18 protein-coding genes and 2 pseudogenes are annotated in these 18,813 nt (G+C 67.9%); 14 read left to right on the top strand and 6 right to left on the bottom strand.

All coding sequences use genetic code 11. The features are described 5' to 3' along the window. Positions 1-184 (top strand): annotated as a pseudogene (locus tag ON36_RS18860) (pantetheine-phosphate adenylyltransferase); the annotation flags it as partial. Positions 185-196: 12 nt separating this feature from the next. On the opposite strand, the gene ON36_RS18855 reads toward ON36_RS18860, so the two are convergent. Then, positions 197-739 (bottom strand): GtrA family protein, encoded by a 543-nt coding sequence (locus ON36_RS18855; protein ID WP_174377587.1) that lies wholly within the window; start codon positions 737-739, stop codon positions 197-199. Positions 740-988: 249 nt separating this feature from the next. Between ON36_RS18855 and ON36_RS18850 the strand changes: the two genes are divergently transcribed. From ON36_RS18850 to mutM, 5 genes are all read left to right on the top strand, one after another. Then, on the top strand, positions 989-1,747 hold the full coding sequence (locus ON36_RS18850) for a DivIVA domain-containing protein (protein ID WP_043655152.1): 759 nt from the start codon (positions 989-991) through the stop codon (positions 1,745-1,747). Between the two features lie 555 nt (positions 1,748-2,302). After that, positions 2,303-2,989, top strand: coding sequence for a YceD family protein (locus ON36_RS18845; RefSeq protein WP_043655167.1), 687 nt, complete (start codon positions 2,303-2,305; stop codon positions 2,987-2,989). Positions 2,990-2,991: 2 nt separating this feature from the next. Beyond that, complete coding sequence (rpmF, locus tag ON36_RS18840) at positions 2,992-3,174, top strand: 50S ribosomal protein L32 (RefSeq protein ID WP_043655149.1); 183 nt, start codon at positions 2,992-2,994, stop codon at positions 3,172-3,174. Positions 3,175-3,191: 17 nt separating this feature from the next. Beyond that, positions 3,192-3,947, top strand: coding sequence for a ribonuclease III (rnc, locus tag ON36_RS18835; protein WP_043655146.1), 756 nt, complete (start codon positions 3,192-3,194; stop codon positions 3,945-3,947). A 3-nt stretch (positions 3,948-3,950) separates the two neighbouring features. Beyond that, positions 3,951-4,814: a bifunctional DNA-formamidopyrimidine glycosylase/DNA-(apurinic or apyrimidinic site) lyase gene (mutM, locus tag ON36_RS18830; RefSeq protein WP_043655144.1), complete on the top strand. Its 864-nt coding sequence runs from the start codon at positions 3,951-3,953 to the stop codon at positions 4,812-4,814. Between the two features lie 342 nt (positions 4,815-5,156). Here mutM and ON36_RS34900 read toward each other — a convergent pair whose 3' ends face one another. Continuing rightward, a complete protein-coding gene (locus ON36_RS34900) occupies positions 5,157-5,570 on the bottom strand; it encodes a hypothetical protein (protein WP_157224940.1) in 414 nt (137 codons plus the stop codon). A 380-nt stretch (positions 5,571-5,950) separates the two neighbouring features. Between ON36_RS34900 and ON36_RS36270 the strand changes: the two genes are divergently transcribed. Further along, a complete protein-coding gene (locus ON36_RS36270) occupies positions 5,951-6,184 on the top strand; it encodes a hypothetical protein (RefSeq protein ID WP_245558129.1) in 234 nt (77 codons plus the stop codon). A gap of 34 nt (positions 6,185-6,218) precedes the next feature. Here ON36_RS36270 and ON36_RS18810 read toward each other — a convergent pair whose 3' ends face one another. Continuing rightward, complete coding sequence (locus ON36_RS18810) at positions 6,219-6,422, bottom strand: hypothetical protein (protein WP_043655164.1); 204 nt, start codon at positions 6,420-6,422, stop codon at positions 6,219-6,221. A 213-nt stretch (positions 6,423-6,635) separates the two neighbouring features. Here ON36_RS18810 and ON36_RS18805 point away from each other — a divergent pair, with 213 nt between their 5' ends. Continuing rightward, complete coding sequence (locus ON36_RS18805; RefSeq protein WP_085999647.1) at positions 6,636-11,423, top strand: DEAD/DEAH box helicase; 4,788 nt, start codon at positions 6,636-6,638, stop codon at positions 11,421-11,423. A gap of 206 nt (positions 11,424-11,629) precedes the next feature. Here the strand turns inward: ON36_RS18805 and ON36_RS18800 are convergent, their stop codons facing one another. Next, positions 11,630-11,974, bottom strand: a complete 345-nt coding sequence (locus ON36_RS18800; RefSeq protein ID WP_043655133.1) for a hypothetical protein — start codon at positions 11,972-11,974, stop codon at positions 11,630-11,632. Between the two features lie 1,010 nt (positions 11,975-12,984). Here ON36_RS18800 and ON36_RS18795 point away from each other — a divergent pair. The 3 genes from ON36_RS18795 to ON36_RS18785 all read left to right on the top strand — a co-directional run bounded on the left by ON36_RS18795 (position 12,985) and on the right by ON36_RS18785 (position 14,805). After that, positions 12,985-13,506, top strand: a complete 522-nt coding sequence (locus ON36_RS18795; protein WP_043655131.1) for a helix-turn-helix domain-containing protein — start codon at positions 12,985-12,987, stop codon at positions 13,504-13,506. Positions 13,507-13,776: 270 nt separating this feature from the next. Continuing rightward, positions 13,777-14,274 (top strand): toll/interleukin-1 receptor domain-containing protein, encoded by a 498-nt coding sequence (locus tag ON36_RS18790; protein ID WP_043655127.1) that lies wholly within the window; start codon positions 13,777-13,779, stop codon positions 14,272-14,274. A gap of 9 nt (positions 14,275-14,283) precedes the next feature. After that, a complete protein-coding gene (locus tag ON36_RS18785; protein WP_043655125.1) occupies positions 14,284-14,805 on the top strand; it encodes a hypothetical protein in 522 nt (173 codons plus the stop codon). A gap of 142 nt (positions 14,806-14,947) precedes the next feature. On the opposite strand, the gene ON36_RS18780 is transcribed toward ON36_RS18785, so the two are convergent. Then, on the bottom strand, positions 14,948-15,265 hold the full coding sequence (locus ON36_RS18780) for a hypothetical protein (RefSeq protein ID WP_043655123.1): 318 nt from the start codon (positions 15,263-15,265) through the stop codon (positions 14,948-14,950). 199 nt (positions 15,266-15,464) lie between these two features. Then, entirely contained in the window at positions 15,465-16,913 is a 1,449-nt protein-coding gene (locus ON36_RS35505) for a recombinase family protein (RefSeq protein ID WP_043655121.1), read from the bottom strand. Between the two features lie 61 nt (positions 16,914-16,974). Between ON36_RS35505 and ON36_RS33640 the strand changes: the two are divergent. The 3 genes and pseudogenes from ON36_RS33640 to ON36_RS18765 all read left to right on the top strand — a co-directional run. Then, positions 16,975-17,106: pseudogene (locus ON36_RS33640) on the top strand (zinc finger domain-containing protein); the annotation flags it as partial. A gap of 76 nt (positions 17,107-17,182) precedes the next feature. Then, positions 17,183-17,764 (top strand): dihydrofolate reductase family protein, encoded by a 582-nt coding sequence (locus ON36_RS18770; protein ID WP_043655119.1) that lies wholly within the window; start codon positions 17,183-17,185, stop codon positions 17,762-17,764. An 11-nt stretch (positions 17,765-17,775) separates the two neighbouring features. Beyond that, a complete protein-coding gene (locus ON36_RS18765) occupies positions 17,776-18,798 on the top strand; it encodes a PHP domain-containing protein (RefSeq protein WP_052314120.1) in 1,023 nt (340 codons plus the stop codon). Positions 18,799-18,813: the final 15 nt, after the last annotated feature.

The raw sequence follows: 18,813 nt of genomic DNA, 5'->3' as shown, positions 1-18,813 counted from the left end.
GCAGATGAACCACAAGCTGGCCGGGGTGGACACGTTCTTCATCGCCACCAACCCGTCGCTGAGCTTCCTGTCCAGTTCGCTGGTCAAGGAGGTCGCGGCCTACGGGGGCGACGTCAGCGACATGCTGCCGCCCGCCGTGCACAAGCGCCTGCTGGACCGTATCGCCGAGCGTCGCGCGCAGTAGACCGCGCGCCGCTCAGGGCTGCTCGGCCCGGTTCGGCAACCGGAACAGGCCGCGCAGGGCGAGGAAACGCATCAGGCCGACCGCGGCGGTGATCGCCAGGATCGCCGCCGCCTGGGCGGTGTCGCCGAGGGTGGGCGCCCAGGTCTCGAGGCCTGCCAGGCCCGCGGTGGTGAAACCGAGGCCGACCAGCGCGAGGCCGCCGCCCTCCCACTGCGCGGTGAACCAGCCGATCCGGTCGGTGGCGTGGAAGGTGAGCTGCCGGTGCAGCTCGTTGGCGATGACCGTGCTGACCAGCGAGCCGACCACGTTGGCCACGAGCGGGCCGATCCCGGCCACCGCGAAGAACAGCAGCACGTAGGCGATGTTGCTGGTGCCGCCGACCAGGGCGAACCGGATGAGCTGGGGGAGGGCCCGGTCGCCGCGCAGGTAGGCCGCGGCGGTGCGCGCGCGGTCGGACGCGGGGCGGGTCATCACCTGTGCCTGCGGGAACGGCGCCCACGGCGTGATCAGGGTAGGGATGTGCAGCACCGTCGGGGGTGGTTCCAGTACTGCCATGGTCGACTCCGATTCGAGCTTGCGCGTCGAGAGGTGCAACGCAGGCGAGGGGCAGCACCTTCCCGGCGACAACGATGTCGTGCCCACTGATGGTAGCCGAAGTGGAGAGAAGTGCTCCACTTGTTTTGTGTGGGATGTAAGACACAACCGCGACACACCGCCCGGACACTCGTCCGAGCCGGTGATGACGGGCACACTGGGCCGGAAGCGGTAGTAGGTTCGGCGTGAGGCCGCAGGAGGGTAGAGAGCATGTATCGCGTATTCGAAGCACTCGACGAACTGGTCGCCATCGTCGAAGAGGCGCGTGGCATCCCGCCGACCCGCAGCTGCATCGTCCCGCGCGGTGACGTCCTCGAACTGCTCGACGACGTCCGCGACGCGCTGCCCGGCGAGCTCGATGACGCCCAGGACGTGCTCGATCACCGCGACAAGATCGTCACCGACGCCCGCACCGGCGCCGAGGCCACCGTGACCGCGGCCGACGAGCAGGCCCGCACCACCGTCGAGACCGCCCGCGCGGAGGCCGACCGCCTGCTGGCCGACGCCAAGGCGCACGCCGACCGCATGGTCGCCGAGGCCACCGCGCACGCCGACCGCCTCGTCGCCGCCGCCCAGGCCGAGTCCGATCGCATCGTCGCCGACGCGCACGCCGAATACGACGAGGTGACGGGCCGGGCCACCGCCGACGCCGAGGCGACCATCGAGGCGGGCAAGGCCGACTACGCCCGCTCGGTCGCCGACGGCAAGGCCGAGCAGGCCCGCCTCGTGTCGCAGGCCGAGGTGGTGCGCGCCGCGCACGCCGAATCGGCCCGGCTCATCGACACCGCCCAGGACGAGGCCGACCGCCTGCGCGCCGAATGCGACGACTACATCGCCGAGCGGATGGACGACTTCGGCGCCCGCCTCGCCGATGTCGAGCAGACCCTGGCCGAGACCCGCCGCACCATCGCCCGCGGCCGCGACCGCATGCGCGGGGCACCCGAGTACGTGGCCGACCGCCGCGCCTGAGCCGCCGCGCCCGGGTCGGCGTCGCGTCCGCACCGACGCGGTCGTCGCACCGTGTGCGGTAGGCCCCAGTGCTAGGCCGAGCGAAGCGTGTGTCGGGCGGGTCCCCGGGCGCGACCGGATGTGCGGTGTGCCGGGATGCTCGGCCGGCGGCCGCGCCTGACCTGCGGCCTTCGGGTCGAGTCTGCCGGGTCGTCGGTGGCACCACGTGTGGCCGGCCTCGAGCGCCCCGACGAGCGAAGCGAGCGTCGGACGGGTCGTCGGGCGCGATCGGATGTATGGCGTGCCGGAGGTCCGGGCGCCTGACCTGCGGCTCTCGGGTCGGGGTCGAGTCCGCCGGGCCGTCCGCCGCGCCACGTGCGGCCGACCTCGAGGAGGCCGGCGAGCGAAGCGAGCGTCGCGGCCGTCCCGTCGAACGGCGGCCCGGGACGAGGCGACGCAGGAGCGGGTCTCGGGCCGCCGTTCGACGGGACACCAGGGGCCGCGACTCGAGCGCCCCGGCGCTCCATTACTATCGTGTGGTTGCCCTTCCCCCGTTCGAAAGTGAGTGACTTCGCGATGTCCGCCGGTTCCGGTTCGTCTTCGCGTCCCCGCTCGGCCTCCGCGCCGGTGCCGGACGCGGGTTTCGTGCTGGACGTCCGCAGTCTCGGCCGCAGGCCGGGCACGCTGCGGGAGTTGCGTCGCACCGTCACCACCGACGAGCGGATGGGTCTCGACCTGATCGCCATCCCGGCCGGTGCCGCGGTGGATCTCGACCTGCAGCTGCAGGCGGTCTCGGAGGGCGTGCTGGTCACCGGCACGGTGTCCGCGCCGACGGAGGGGGAGTGCTCGCGCTGCCTCGAACCGTTCACCGATCGGGTCGAACTGCGTCTGACGGAGCTGTTCGCGTATCCGGACAGCACCACCGAGCAGACGACCGAGGACGACGAGGTCTACCGCATGGTCGACGACCTCATCGACCTCGAGCCGGTCATCCTCGACGCCATCGGCCTGGAGCTCCCGCTGCAGCCGCTGTGTACGCCGGACTGCGCGGGCCTGTGCCCGGAGTGCGGTGTGCGGATGGCGATTGCGGGTTCCGATCACGGGCATGAGATACTGGACCCCCGCTGGGCCGGGCTGGCGAATTTCGTCCCCGGATCGCCCGGCAGCACCTCCGGCGCCACCGCCGACGGTGCCACCCCCACCCGAACCGCGCACGAGGCAGACGCTGCCGATGTGGCCGGTGAAACACCTGAGGAGAAGTAACCGTGGCTGTTCCCAAGCGCCGGATGTCCCGTTCCAACACCCGGTCGCGGCGCAGCCAGTGGAAGGCCACCGCGCCGACCCTGGTCACCTGCCCGAACCGTGCCTGCGGTGAGAAGACCCTGCCGCACATCGCGTGCCCGTCCTGCGGCACCTACAAGGGCCGTCAGGTCACCGCCGCCGTCTGACCTTGTCTGACGATGTCGTGACAGCGAGCACCGACGAAGCAGGCTCGCCCGACCACGCGAGCCTGCTGGCTGCCCTCGGGGTCGACGTACGACCGGAGCTGCTGCGCCTTGCGCTGACGCACCGGTCGTACGCCTACGAGAACGGTGGGCTGCCGACCAACGAGCGCCTGGAGTTCCTCGGCGATTCGGTGCTCGGCCTGAGCATCACCGAGCGCCTGTACACCGAGCACCCGGACAAGTCCGAGGGCGAGCTGGCCAAGCTGCGCGCCAGCGTGGTCAACATGTACGCCCTGGCCGAGGTCGCGCGAGGGCTCGGTGACGGCGGGCTGGGCAAGCACCTGCTGCTGGGCAAGGGCGAAGAGCTCACCGGCGGCCGGGACAAGCCGAGCATCCTCGCCGACGGCATGGAGTCGCTGCTGGGCGCCGTCCATCTCGAGCACGGCATCGACGTGGCCCGCAGCGTGGTGCTGCGCCTGTTCGCCGACCTGCTCGAACGTGGTCCCCGCATGGGCGCGGGCCTGGACTGGAAGACCAGTCTGCAGGAACTCACCGCCGAGCGGAATCTCGGTGTGCCCTCCTACGAGATCACCTCGACGGGCCCCGATCACAACAAGGAGTTCACCGCGACCACCATGATCGCCGGCCGGGCCTACGGCACGGGCGTCGGTCGGTCGAAGAAGGTGGCCGAGCAGCAGGCGGCCGGCGCGGCCTACCAGGCGCTCACCGCCGAGGCCGAGGACCCCGCCCGTTCGGGCGCGCGGGAAACCGCCTGAGCCGTGCCCGAACTTCCCGAGGTCGAGGTGGTGCGGCGCGGCCTGGCCGGTCACGCGGTCGGCCGGACCATCGATCGGGTCACCGTCACCCATCCCCGTTCCGTGCGCAGGCACGTCCTCGGCGCGGACGATCTGGCCGCCCGGCTGAGCGGGTGGCGCATCGACGCCGCCGAGCGCCGCGGCAAATACCTGTGGCTGACCTTCGACGAGCCCGGCACCGCCCTGGTCGTGCACCTGGGGATGAGCGGGCAGATGCTGGTGCAGCCCGCGGGCGCCCCGGTGGAGAAGCACGCGCACATCCGCGCGACCCTCGACGACGGCCGGGAGCTGCGCTTCGTCGATCAGCGCACCTTCGGCGGCTGGGCGCTGGCGCCCCTGGTCACCGTCGACGGCACCGAGGTGCCCGACACCGTGGCCCACATCGGCCGTGATCCGCTGGATCCCCGTTTCGACACCGAGGCGGCCGTGGCGGCGATCCGGTCCCGCAACACCGAGATCAAGCGGGTCCTGCTCGACCAGACCGTGGTCTCGGGGATCGGCAACATCTACGCCGACGAGGCGCTGTGGCGCGCGGGTCTGCGCGGCGGCCGGATCGCGGCCTCGCTGAGCCGCCCGGCGGTGCGCAGGCTGCTCGGCGAGGTCGAGGCGGTCATGCGGTCCGCGCTGGACGCCGGGGGCACCTCGTTCGACGCGCTGTATGTCAACGTGAACGGCGAGTCGGGCTACTTCAGCAGGCTTTTGCATTGCTACGGACGCGAGGGCCAACCGTGTCCACGCTGCGGCGCGGCCATCGTGCGCGAGCCGTTCATGAACCGATCCTCGCACTACTGCCCACGCTGTCAGCGTCCCCCTCGACGGAAGTATTGACCCAGCGGAGAGTTGGTAGTGCACCGAGTACCGTTCGTGCTGTGCCGCGCGACAGGAACACCAGGCCAGCCGACGACGTGGTCTCTGCGGGCTCGTCTTCGGACTTTCCGAGGATAGGTCCCAGGCGACTGTCCGTGTATTGACGCCCGCCAGCGAGCCAATCGTGACCTTCGACAGGGTCACCAAGCGCACTGCTATGCGGTTCGCGGTCGGCCGCCCCGGAGAGTGCTCGAGCATCTTTCGTGTGTGGGCGAACAAGGGCAAGCTCGACGTCTACGCTGCGATCCGGACTTGGAAGGACCTGGCGAAGTTCTCATTCCACGAGAGCGGGCGATACATCTTTCACCTGTCGTCGGTGGACCACCCCGGGGCACAGTGGGTTGCGCGCCCTGACCCCGCCAACAGGCGCATCGACGCCTGGGATCGCCCTGAGCCCTTCGTGCCCGGATGGACGCACCTCGTCACCTTTATGGTGCCGACGGAGGACGCGAGGCCGTCGCCGAGCTCGGGCTGGGTGGACCACGAGACAGTCCGCTGGATCGCCCGGCCGGGCGGCCCGACACTGTCACCGAGTTTCGGGTGGTGATTGGCGATGCGGGTATGCCTCTGATCGACGCGGGCCCGGCTGACTATCTCCTCGACGCCGGGATAGTTGACGGATTCGTTCTCGATGATGGCCGACTCGTCCTCGTCACCATGCACGTGACGCACTTCGACGCTACTGGTCGCAAGCTGCTGACGGAACTTCGCGAACACTTGGTCACCCGGGCCCGAGCCGACGGCTTTGACCTCGATCCAGTCCTGGGGCCTCGCTTTGCCGATCGAACTGTGTTGGCGGACGGTCGCCAGGCCTTGTGGGACATCGGTCCGAGTTAGCGCCAAGTTCCTGATTCGTCGCGAGCGCCCACGCCGCGCGGCGTGTACCTGCGAGGATAGCGCCATGAGTCGACGCGAGGGATCGGACGAGCACTACGTGCTGGACCTCTGCGACGAGGCCCTCGGTCAGAAGAGCCAGCGCCAGGCGACGTTCGACTGGCTCCGCGGCGACCCGTCTCCCGCGCGGCCGCGGCGAGCAGCGCCGGGTCTACGACGAGCGCAAGCGCGCGCTGATCCCCGAGCACGGACTGCGGCTCGTGGTGATCGAGAAGGCCGCGTTCGCCGTGAGGTCGAGGCGGATCGTCCGCGACCGCGAGGAAGATCTGGCCGTCGTCCGGGACCACCTCTTCGACGAGGAACCGGTCGCGCTGCCCGACGGCGTCGAGCGCCTGTTCGCCGAGCGGCGGCGCTACTGGGGCGTGCTCCGCGACTCCGGGGCCATGGACGCCGCGGAGGAGGCCGACTGCATCCGGCGCGAGGCTGAGGGGCGGTGACAGGGACTCGGCCGCCTGCGCGCCCGCACGGGACCTATCTCTCCTCGATGTATCCGGTCCGTGGGTCGACCATGGACAAGAACTGCCGGATGCGCGCGCGGTGCCGGTCGGCGGAGGCCGTTGCCCCGCCGGTCGAGAAGCCGTACCCGTCGTTGGGGCCGCTGAGCCAGGCGTCGTCCGTGCTGCCGTCCGCGTTGGACCGGACTTCGAACGTCTCCCCGTCGACCTCCACGATCATCCCGGGCTCCCTCCTCGTGCGGCCGCACCTGGACATGGTGCGATCACTCCACGATGACGAGCCGGGCGTCGCGGGGCAACTGGGGACGCCGGAGCAGGCCGACGAGTTCTGTTCTCGCGCTGACGCGGGGGCCACGCGGACGCTCCGCCCGGTTCCACACGAATGTCGGTGTTGATCTCCGGAGGCACCAGACGGCCTGGAAGACTGTCGTCCGTGCCGGTGACGATCCATGAACTCCTCGACGAACTCCGCTCCAGCGCTCTCGACGAGCGCGACAAGGGCGACAAGTTCGAGCGGCTGATCAAGGCGTATCTGCTGAACGAGCCCGAGTGGACAGCTCGTTTCGAGGACGTGTGGTTGTGGTCCGAGTGGCCGGGCCGCGGCCACCGCACCGACACCGGCATCGATCTGGTCGCCCAGCGCCGCGACGGCCAGGGCCTGGCGGCGATCCAGTGCAAGTTCTACGCCGCCGACCACAAGGTCTCCAAGGCTGACATCGACTCGTTCATCTCGGCCTCGGCCAAGAGCGAGTGGACTGAGCGCTACGTCTTCGACACCGCCGCCGGCTGGTCCGGGAACGCCGAGGAGACGCTCGAGGGGGTCGCCCAGCGGGTCGACATCTCCTGCCTGGACGACGCGCGCGTCGACTGGTCCCGGTACTCGTGGTCGAAGCCCGACGCAGTCGAACTGGCGACGAAGAAACAGCCACACCCGTATCAGAAGACCGCCATCGATGCGGTGCGGCGAGGGCTCGCCGAGCAAGACCGCGGCAAGCTGATCATGGCCTGCGGCACCGGAAAGACCTTCACCTCCCTCAAGATCGCCGAAGATCTCGTCGGCACGGGCGGCCGCGTGCTGTTCCTGGTGCCCTCGATCCAGCTGCTCTCGCAGACGCTGCGGGAGTGGATGGCCCAGTCGGAGGTGGATATCCGGCCGTTCGCGGTGTGCTCGGACGTGCGCGTGGGTCGCCGCACCAGCACGGCCGACACGGGCGACATCTCGACGATCGACCTCACCGAGCCGGCGACGACGGACGCGCAGACGCTGGTGAAGCGCGTGAACGGCGGGACGGAGGCCGCGGACCGGATGACGGTAGTGTTCTCCACCTACCAGTCGATCGACGTCATCTCGCAGGCGCAGCTGCTCGGCCTCGGCGACTTCGACCTGGTGATCTGCGACGAGGCGCACCGCACCACGGGGGTGACGCTGGCCGGGCAGGACGAGTCGCATTTCGTCAAGGTCCACGACAACCGATTCATCCAAGCGTCCAAACGGCTGTACATGACCGCGACGCCGAAGGTCTTCGACGACGCCGTCACGAAGAAGGCGATCGAGAACGACGCCGTGCTCGCGGACATGAACCGGGAGGACCAGTTCGGACCAGAGCTGCACCGTCTCGGCTTCGGCGAGGCCGTCGAGAAGGGCTTGCTGACCGACTACAAGGTGCTCGTGCTCAGCGTCGAGGAGGAGTACGTCGCCGCGCACTTCCAGAAGGCGATGGCGGAGTCCGGCGAGATCCAGCTCGGCGACGCGTCGAAGATCCTCGGCTGCTGGAACGGCCTCGCGAAAAACTTCGGCCCTGAGATCGGGACCGCCGGTGACCGCACGCCGATGCGGCGCGCGGTGGCCTTCGCGAAAGACATCCGGTCGTCGAAGGCGGCTTCGGCCGCGTTCCCTGCCCTTATTGACCGGGCACTGCAGGACGATGCCCGCGCCGGCTCGAACAGCCTGCGCGTGGAAGCGGCCCACGTCGACGGCGGGATGGGCATCCACGAGCGCAACAAGCACCTCGACTGGCTCAAGGCCGAGGCTGACCCGGATGTGTGCCGGGTGCTGACGAACGCGCGCTGCCTGTCCGAAGGCGTCGATGTGCCGGCGCTCGACGCGGTGATGTTCCTGACGCCGCGCGGCTCGCAGGTCGACGTCGTACAGTCGGTCGGCCGCGTGATGCGGCTCGACCCGACGGGCCGCAAGAAGCTCGGCTACATCATCCTGCCGGTCGTCGTGCCGTCCGGGATCCCGCCGGAGGAAGCGCTGAAGGACAACCAGCGCTACAAGGTCGTCTGGCAGGTGCTGCAGGCGCTGCGGTCCCACGATGACCGGTTCCACGCGATGGTGAACTCCATCGAGCTCAACAAGCGGCGGCCCGACCAACTGCCCATCATCGACGCCACTCCCCGCCCTCCCAGTGACGACACGGACTCGAGCGGGGGCGGTGTGAATAAGTCCGGCGACCAGCAACTCACCCTCGACTACGGCTTCGAGGGCTTCCGCGACGCTATGTACGCCCGGATCGTCAAGAAGGTCGGGGAGCGCAAGTACTGGGACACGTGGGCGAAAGAGGTCGCCGACATCGCCCAGCAGCACGTCACCCGCATCAACGGCCTGCTGAATGATCCAGAGTCACCGCAAGCGGTCGAGTTCGACAAGTTCCTGACCGGCTTGCGCGAGTCGCTCAACGGCTCGATCACCGAGACAGACGCGGTCGACATGCTCGCGCAGCACCTGGTCACGCGGCCGATCTTCGAGGCGCTGTTCGAGGGATACGCCTTCGCCGAGACCAATCCCGTGGCTCAGATCATGGAGCGCATGCTCGCGAGTCTGGACGAGCACCCGCTGAGCGCCGAGAACGCACCGCTGGAGAGCTTCTACGACTCCGTCCGACGCCGCGTCGCCGGCGTCGACAACGCCGAGGGCAAGCAGAAGATCTTGATCGAGCTGTACGACAAGTTCTTCACCGTTGCGTTCAAGAAGACCGTCGACAAGCTCGGCATCGTCTACACCCCGGTCGAGATCGTCGACTTCATCCTCCGCTCGGCCGACGACGTGCTGCGCCAGGAGTTCGGCCAGGGGCTGACGGACGAGGGCGTGCACATCCTCGACCCTTTCACCGGCACCGGCACGTTCCTCGTCCGGCTGCTGCAGTCCGGCTTGATCAAGCCGCACGACCTGGCCCGCAAGTACGCCAACGAGCTCCACGCCAACGAGATCCTGCTGCTCGCCTACTACATCGCCACCGTCAACATCGAGACCACCTACGCCGACCTGGCGGGGGAGCAGACCGAATTCCCGGGCCTCGTGCTGACCGACACGTTCCAGTCCTGGGAGCCCGACGACACCCCCGACCTGGGAATGTTCGTCGAGAACAACGAGCGCCTGCAGAAGCTTAAGGAGCTGCCGATCACCGTGATCATCGGCAATCCGCCATATCGCAACTCGCAGACTTCGGCCAACGATGACAACGCTAACGAACGGTACGAGGCGCTCGACGGAGCTATCCGAGACGCGTACGGGTCGCGCTCCGCGGCAAAGTCGACTCGAACGCTCTACGACTCGTATATCCGCGCAATCAAATGGGCTGAGCAGCGTCTCGGGCAGCGCGGAATCGTTGCCTATGTGACAAACGGGAGCTTCTTGGAGACTAGAACAACCGATGGAATGCGCAAGGCTCTTTTGGATGAGTTCACGAGCATCTACGTATTCAACCTCCTTGGAAATCAGCGTGCAGCCGACTGGCGCAGGCAAGGCGGGAAAGTCTTCGGATCTGGAAGTCAGACGACAGTCGCAGTAGTGCTGCTAGTTAAAAATCCGAAGAAGCACGGGTCGGGTGTTCTCCTCTATGCAGAGGTCGGCGACGACCTCACTGCCGAACTCAAGTTCGCGCGGCTAAATGAGTTGACGAGCGTCATGAAGGCGGAGCTGTCGACGATCGAGCCGGACCCGGACGGCAGTTGGATTAGTCTTTCCACGCAGGGCTTCGATACATGGATTCCCCTTGGCGGGGAGGCGGGAAGCATTGCTACCGAGATCTCAAACGGGCTGGGGACTAGCCGCGATGCATGGGTCTACAACTTCGGGCAAGAACGAATTGAAGCCGCAATGCGGCGCTCGAACGCGGCATACGAACGGGCCCTCGCGGGCGAGAGAACCAACGACCCGCGAGATATTAAGTGGTCGTCGTCGTTGGAAACGCTACTGAAGCGAAAGGCTGAGCTTGCATTCGATGATCGAGCACCCCTCGTCGCGAACTATCGGCCATTCCAACTCAGTCTTCTTTATCCCGATCTCGCCTGGCTTCATCGTCCCCGAATTCTGCGCGAGTTCTTCCCGAGTGGGGTCGGCAACCTGGGCTACTATGTCACTGCGGCGGGTGCGACGAAGTCCTTCGCGACTTTGGCTGTCTCTACGGTTCCGGATCTCAACTTCTGGGGATCGGAAGGCGGACAGTTCGTTCCCCGCTGGCGATACGAGAAGGCTGGGGGCGCTGAGATGCTCGACCTCGGCGACGATGACGACTTGGTCGACGGATACCGCAAGATCGACAACATCACCGACGGGGCGCTGACGCGGTTTCAAGCGGAGTACCCATCCGTCACGATTACGAAGGACGACATCTTCTTCTATGTCTACGGAGTGCTGCACTCGCCGGAGTACCGCGGGACGTACGCCTCCGATCTGAAGAAGATGCTGCCCAGGATTCCGTTCGTGCAGGACTTCGTCGGCTTCGCGATCGCTGGCCGGAGGCTGATCGAGTTGCACCTGGACTACGAGAAACAGCAGCCGTACCCGCTCGATGGTCTCGACGTGGTCACGAAGGGGGACCCCTACGACTTCTTCGCGGTCGGAGGCAAGAAGATGCGTTTCGGCGGCACCGCCAAGCAGAAGGACCTCGCCACGATTCACTACAACGAGCGGATAACCGTGTCCGGCATCCCGGAAGACGCCTATCGATACATGCTGGGCAGCCGTTCTGCGATCGAGTGGATCATCGACCGCTACTACGTCAAGACCGACAAGGCTTCCGGAATCGTCAATGATCCCAACGACTGGTCACGAGAGGTCGGCGACCCGAGATACATCCTCGACCTGCTCGCGCGGATCGTGACCGTGTCCGTCGAGACGATGAAGATCGTCGATGCCCTGCCGGCGCTGGACATCCGGAAAACAGAACGAGAGGAAGGAACGAGGAGATGGCAGGAGGTTCGCGTCGCTGATCAATGACTCCCGCGCGTCCCGGGGCTCGGTGTCGGCACCCTCCTCGACGGCCAGATCCGCCGGGGATCCCGGGTCGTCAACAGGGTGGGTCGGCTTGTCGAACGGGACGACGTTTGTCATGATGGAAGTACCTCTTCGGGTCGTACATGAGTGCCAGCTCGTGATCTGGAAGTTGTGAAAGGCTCAAGCCCCGGCGTCAGTCGGGGCTCTTTTCATGCGCCGGCCATGAGGAGCAGCCGCAGCTCCTCCTTGCGCTCGTCGGGGAGCCGCGGCCACGTCGACACGAGCTGCGCGGCCATCACCGCGAGGTCGTCGATGAACGGCGCGATCTCCTCGACGTTCCTGGTGTTGGCGCTGTTGAACTTCGGGACGCGAACGCGCTTCTTGAACAGATGCAGATCGGACTCGCGGACCACGATCGTTCCGCGGGTGTCGATCCGCTCGTAGGGGATGTCGAAGTCGTCGATCTGCTTCCGCAGCGTCGTGCGGTGCCCGAGTCCCAGGGCGTAGAGCTCCTGCAGCGTAAATTTCCGCTCGTCGACGGTTGAGACGGTCATGAAAAAGGACCTCGGCGTGGCTTGAGGCGGTGCGCTCGGGTCGGTGCGTGAACCGGGCCGCGCTCTATTGGGCCCGGTGCACGGCTGCGGGCGTCTCAGCTCCGCAGCGGCATTCCCGTCACCTGCGCTGACCAGCCGAACGGTCGTGCGGTTGGCTGCGAGCGTCTCAGCATCGCAGCGGCACTGGCCTTGCCCTCACTGCCGCCGAGCCATCGGTCGTGCAGCGGGACGACCCTGTCGGGCCGTGATTCCACGGTATGAAGATCCGACTCTCACTTCAAGTGACTCGCCAATGAATCACCTTTTCGAGTGAGAGTCGACAAGGGTAGGCAGATCGGGCAGGTTCGCCACAGCGCCGACCGGCTGCGGCCGCGGCCGCGCGCTCACCGCAATGCGCGAACGCCCGGTCTCAGCCGCCGTTCAAGAGGCTTGGGACGTTTGGGACGCGCCAACCCTGTTCTTCTCCACACCCGCACGCGTAAGAAAGTAGGGACGTAACGTCCCAAGTGTCCCAACCCCCAGGTCAGAACGCTTTCCAGGGACGTTTCAGTACGGCTTCCGGATCTACCTCGTGCGATCCGGGCCTGGCGGCCCGGTCGCGGTCTGCTCGCAGGCAGACACCTCTCGACCACTCGAGATCGGTCAGGGAGGTGGCTGATGACAACCTGCAACAGCCCTTCTGCATCGCCCCGCCGCATCACCCACATCCCCTCCCGCCTGACCAGTCTTAGAACTCGCGAGCATCCTTCGAGAGAGCTGCCCGGCCGGGAGGCCGGGTCCTCGCCCTGCGCGCCGGGCGCGTGCCGACGCGTGAGATGAGAGCGCATCCCATGTATCGTTGAAAGTGCTGTTCTCTCTGTGGAATTCGCGCTCGTCTGGTCGGAAGGCCCCGTCGGCACCCCCTCCGGCGGGGTCTTCTTCTGTCTCGTTCCGGCACGGCGGCGGTGAGTGGATCGGTTACGATCCGTCTGCTACCGAACCTCGTACACCAGCCGAAAGCGAGACGCGAAGTGCCTGACGCCGGCACGGGCGAGGCTCCGCCCGAGTGCGCGCTCCTCAAGGCCGCGTACAAGCGCTCCGGCCTGACCGTCGGCGACATCGCCGACGCGGCGTCGCTGTCCGTCGGCACGATCCACATCGCCCTCAGCGGCGTGCGCTACCGCGACGGCAAGGCCAACGTCGCCGTCCCTCCGGACCGCACTCTCGTCAAGCTCGCCGCGGTGCTCGGGATCCGGGCCGAGGAGCTCAGGGACGTCGGTCGAGACCGCGCCGCCGAGCTTCTCGTCGAGGACTCCCGACCCGGGCCCACCGCGGTCCCCGCCGAGCGCGACGCGCAGGCGGCGGCGTCGGCCCGCGCAGCGCTGGCCAAGCAGGTCCTGGCGGCGTTCTCGACCAGTGAGCTGGTGGCCGAGGTCGAGCGGCGCGCGCGAAGAGCGCTGATCATGCGCTCCGCTGGCAGGCCGTCCCCCAGGTGCGCGGGGATCGCCCACCTCCGGACCGCGTTCGTCGTCGCCGTTCACTCCGTGGACTGACGCGGTTCTTCATACCGAGTCGGCGCAGCAGCCAAAGGTGTCGTAGGTCACCGATAGGATCGCCGCATGGCGCAATGCACAGCACCGTCCCAGGGGCACCGGACCGCGAGCGGAGCCGCGAACTGCCCCGCGTGCCGAGGTCGTGGGGGATACCGCTCGTCGTACTCGTACGGCGGCGGGTCGTCGTACGGCGGCGGCACCGGATCGAGATACACCAGCTCGCCTGGTAGCACGGGCGGAGCATCGCGCCGTACGAGGACCGGCCGGTCGGTGTCGTACAGCCCGACCGAGTGGCGCACCGTCGAACCGTTCACCCAGAAGGCGAGTGAGCAGGCCCAGACGCACCCGGAACGGCGCGATCTGTTCCTGTGCCACGCCTGGCCCGACCGCGAAGGCAGTGCGAAGGAGCTGTACGGCCACCTGAAGGCGAACGGCGCGTCGGTCTGGTTCAGCGAGGAAGACCTTCCGCTCGGTTCGCTGATGATCCGCGAGATCGACAAGGGGCTGCGGAACTCGCGCGTCGGGATCGTGCTCGTCACGCCCGCGCTGCTCAAGAGCATCGAGTCCGAGGGCGTGGCCGAGAAGGAGCTCGCCGTGCTGCTCTCGACGCGGCGCGTCATCCCCGTCCTGCACGAAGTGGGCTTCGACGAACTGAACGACGTCAGCCCGATGCTGGCCTCGCACGCTGGTCTGAGCACGAAGGACTCGTCGCTGGACAGCGTTGCCGCCAAGGTCGCCGCCGCGGCGGCGGCGCTCCCGGCTGCCTAGGTTCGAGCCATGGAGGAGCACGCCTTCTCGATCACCCCTGCGCAGTGGTCGCGGTTCGTCGAGATCGTCAACTCGACGCTCGCGGAGCTGCTCACCGTCGGTCTGCTGAACGGTGCCACCGACGAAGTCACGTTGATCGGCGGCAAGCGCAAGGACGACCTCCGCTGTCGGATCGACGATCTGGACTTCACCGTCGAGGTGAAGACCGCGTGGTGGCACGACGCGGAACGGACCACGGTGGGGCACGCGCCGCTGCGCCCGACGCAGCAAGCCGACCTGGTGGCGCTCGTCGGCAAGTTCGACGTCGACGAGGCCGAGCCGACCCTCAAACGCCTTCGCGCGGATGAGTTGACCATCGCAGCCGACCGGATGTTCTACCTGATGCCCGAGAGTGTCGTCAGCGAGCATTCGCGACCCGACCGGAAATCGACGGCGCGATCGCTGATCCCCGCGGACGTCGTCCACCCCTACGCGGTCGACCTGGAACAGGGTGTCGACAGGGAGCGCGTGCTGGAACTGCTCGAAGGCTGAGGTGGTCCATCCGCTCCGCACGAAGGCAGTCCCCGGGCAGCGAACCGAAAGACTGTTTGACGAGGGATGATCGGGGGGTGCGCTTCATGACAGCCAAGCGGCGACTGTCGGTGACTTCTTTGCCCCTATCGGCGGCGACCCGTCACGCCGCATCGCCCCGCAGGGCCAGCGCGATGCGGGCCTTCTGGTCCTCGGTCAGCGCCGGCGCGGCGGCCTCGATGGCCCTCACGTGCGCCTCGTGCGCGGCAGGGCCCGCGAGCTTCGGCGCGAACTCCGCCTCGAGCGCCTCGGCGTCGACGAAGAGCTTGTAGACGAACCGGCCGTCGGAGCCGGCCACGCGCTCCTTGGTGGCCGGAACGGAGCCATTGGCGACCCGCCGGCGGATGGCCTTCGGGCTGCAGTTGAACCGCGTGGCGGCTGCTTCGACGGTGAGCTTCGGAATGGACACGGACGTGGACATAGCTATCCCTTGGAGTAGTACCTCCAAGAGGAACACTCGGGTCAGGCCTGTCCAGAAGGCCTATCGCGGGTCCGAGCTATGACTCCGGTCGGGGGCTCTAATGCCGCCCTAGCCCCTTTGTCCGGGGCTCTTGTCCTTGTGTGGCCACAACTCTACGCGAGTCGACTCGCCATTCTCCACCTCTGTCGAGTCGTGTCCCTCAGTGCCAGTCGACCTTTATCAGCGACGAGTCGAAGCCGATGGCGCTGCTCGTCGACGGCATGATCGTCACCGTCATCAGCGCCTGCAGGATGATCCGCTGGCGCTCGATGCCGGCCTGCTTCCACGCCTCCTCGACGTCCTCGGCCTCCACGACCTCCAGGCCCGGGTTCGACGAAGAGGGCGCGAGCAGGCCGTCGATCTCGTTGATCCGTCCGCGGAGCCGGGCCGACTCCTCGCGGACCCCGTCGTCGTCGAGCACGCCGTCGGCGAACAGCCGGGCTAGGCCGCGGCGGCGGTCGTCGAGCGCGACCCGCTCCGTCCGGAGAGCGTCCCGGTCGATCGTCGGCTGCTCCGGCGGGCGGAACAGCTCAGCGGCGTCGGGCTGCTTCAGCCGCCACAGCACACGCTCCTCGACGAAGTCCTCGACCGGGCCGGCGCGGCGGCTCAGGTGCTTGTGGGCCAGGCACGCGTAGTTGCGCTTCGGCTCGAACTCCCGGTGCACCCCGTCCTTGCCGGTGTACGCCGTGCGCTGATAGAAGTTCGTGTAGACCTTCGTGCCGTCGGAGCACTTGCCGCACAGCGCGATTCCCGTCAGCAGGTACTTCGGCGTGACGCCCCAGGCTCTCTTGCGCGCAGGGTCGTCGAGCTTGAGCTGGACGGCATCGAAGACGTCGGGGGAGACGATGGCCTCGAAGTCGGCCGCGTAGACCTCGTCGGCGTACTTCTTGCCGTCCGCGCGCTTGGCCTCGTCGCCCTCCCACTTGGTCAGCACGCCCTTGTACTTGGACTGCCGCAGCAGGTGCCTGATGTTCTCGTTGCCCCACTCCCGGCCGCGAGCCGTCCTGAAGCCCTTCTTCGTGAGATCCCTTGCCACATGCGTGATTCGGACCCCGGCGAGGAAGTCCTCGAACGCCTTCTTCACGGCCGCGGCCTCGTCGTCGATCTGCGTCACCCCATCGACGTCGAATCCGAGGATCTTCGAGCGAACGATAGGGAGGCCCTTCTTGCGCCGCGTCTCGTTCGCAGCGACGGCCCGCTCGGTCTTGCGCCGGATCTCGAACCTCGCGACCGCGGCGAGCATCGTGGCCCGCAGCTCGCCGTCCGCGCTCTCCAGGTCGATCTCTCCGTCGACTGTGGCGACCTTCGCCTTCAGCTCGGTGAGTTTGATCAGGTCCTGGAGGGTTCTGAGCAGCCGGTCGAGGTCCTTCGCGACGATGACGTCGAACCGGCCGGTGTGCAGGTCCGACAGCATCCGGCCCCACTCCGTCGACGCGTCGCGGGCCTTGGTGGCCGAGATGCCGTCGTCGATGTACTCGGGTCCGTACTCCCAGTCGCGTGCCTCGCAGAACGCCTTGATTCGACGGCGCTGCGTCGCCAACGACAGCGACTCGTCGTTCTCGTCGTCGGACTTCGAAACACGCAGGTAAGCGGCAACTCGCTTGGTCACGCTTACCCACGCTAGGGCATCGTTGCCCGCACCGATGCATCAACGTCAAAGCGTGTCGTAGTCGGGCTATTTATCCAGGTCACTGGCGGTGTACGGCCGCGAGGACGAGCCGTGCCCCCGCTGTGGGGCGCCCGTGACGCGAGAGAAATTCATGAACCGCAGCTCGTATTTCTGTCGTCGCTGCCAGCGCTGAAGTTGCGGCGCGCCCCGGGGCGGGCGCGCTACGGTTGGCCCGGAGGGATCCCACGGATCCGGTGCCAGGAGGACCGATGCGCAAGCTGACCTATTTCGTCGCCTCGACCATCGACGGCTTCATCGCCGCCGAGGACGGAACTGTCGACTTCTTCCCGGTGGGCGGTGATCACGGGCCCGCCATCACCAACCAGTACCCCGAGACGCTGCCGACGAAGGTCCGGGAAGCCCGCGGCATCACCAAACCCAACCTGTACTTCGACACCGTGGTGATGGGCCGCAAGACCCACGACTTCGGGGTCCGGACCGGCACCGCCAGCCCGTACGAGCACCTGCGCCAGCTGGTGGTGTCGACGACCCTGCCCGAGCCGCCCGCGCCGGGGGTGGAGCTGATCGACGGCGACCCCGTCGCGGCGGTCCGCGCGCTCAAGCGGGAGAGCGGGCTGGGGATCTGGCTGTGCGGTGGCGGCGAGCTGGCCGGCGCGCTGCTCCCCGAGATCGACCAGGTCTTCGTCAAGCTCTTCCCCGTGGTGCTCGGCGCTGGCAGGCCGCTGTTCGCCGGTGGCGCGAAACTCCCCGCCCCGGAACGGTTCCGGGTGATCACCAGCCACGTCTACGCCGACGGGGTCGCCTTCCTGAAGTACGGGCGGATCAGCTGAGTACCGCGGCGGTGCCCGGACCTGTCGAGGCGTTGCGCGAGATCGCCTTCTGGCTCGAGCGCGGCCGCGCCGAGACGCATCGGGTCCGGGCCTACCGCCGCGCCGCCGACGTCGTCGCCGACCTGCCCGGCACCGAACGGGAGACCCGCGCCCGCGAGCGCAGCTGGCGGGAGCTGCCCGGGATCGGGCCCAAGACCGCCACCGTCGTCGAACAGGCGTGCGCCGGTACGGTTCCCGCGTACCTGGCCGAGCTGCGGGCCGCCGCCGCCCCGATCGCGCCCGCCGGGAAGCCGCTGCGGGCGCTGCTGCGCGGCGACCTGCACACCCATTCCGACTGGTCCGACGGCGGCAGCCCGATCGCGGAGATGATGGGGGTCGCCGCGGCGCTGGGACACGAATACTGCGCGCTCACCGATCATTCGCCGCGGTTGAAGATCGCGCGCGGGCTCTCGGCGGACCGGTTGCTGCGCCAGCTCGACGTGGTCGCCGAGCTGAACGAGCGGATGGCGCCGTTCCGGGTGCTGACCGGCATCGAGGTCGACATCCTCGACGACGGTTCCCTCGACCAGCGCGCCGATCTGCTGGAACGGCTCGATGTGGTTGTCGCCAGCGTGCATTCGCACCTGCGGGACGACAGCGCCACGATGACCCGGCGCATGGTGCACGCGGTGGCGAACCCGAACGTCGACGTGCTCGGCCACTGCACCGGGCGGCTGGTCGAGGGCGGGCGCGGCACCCGGCCGGAGTCGAGTTTCGACGCCGAACTGGTCTTCGAGGCGTGCCGCCGCTACGCCACCGCGGTCGAGATCAACTCCCGCCCGGAACGCCGCGACCCACCCGGCCGCCTGATCGACCTGGCGCTGGAGATGGGCTGCCACTTCAGCATCGACACCGACGCGCACGCGCCGGGGCAGCTCGACTGGCAGGGCTACGGCTGCGAGCGGGCGGTGGCGCACGACGTGCCCGCCGAGCGGGTGATCAACACCTGGCCGGTCGAGGAACTACTCGCGTGGTGTTCCCGGTCCGACGGGTGAAGTCTTGCCCAACAA

The sequence above is a fragment of the Nocardia thailandica NBRC 100428 genome, from assembly GCF_000308795.1.
GTDB lineage: Bacteria > Actinomycetota > Actinomycetes > Mycobacteriales > Mycobacteriaceae > Nocardia > Nocardia thailandica.
This window is presented reverse-complemented; position numbering and strand designations above follow the sequence as displayed.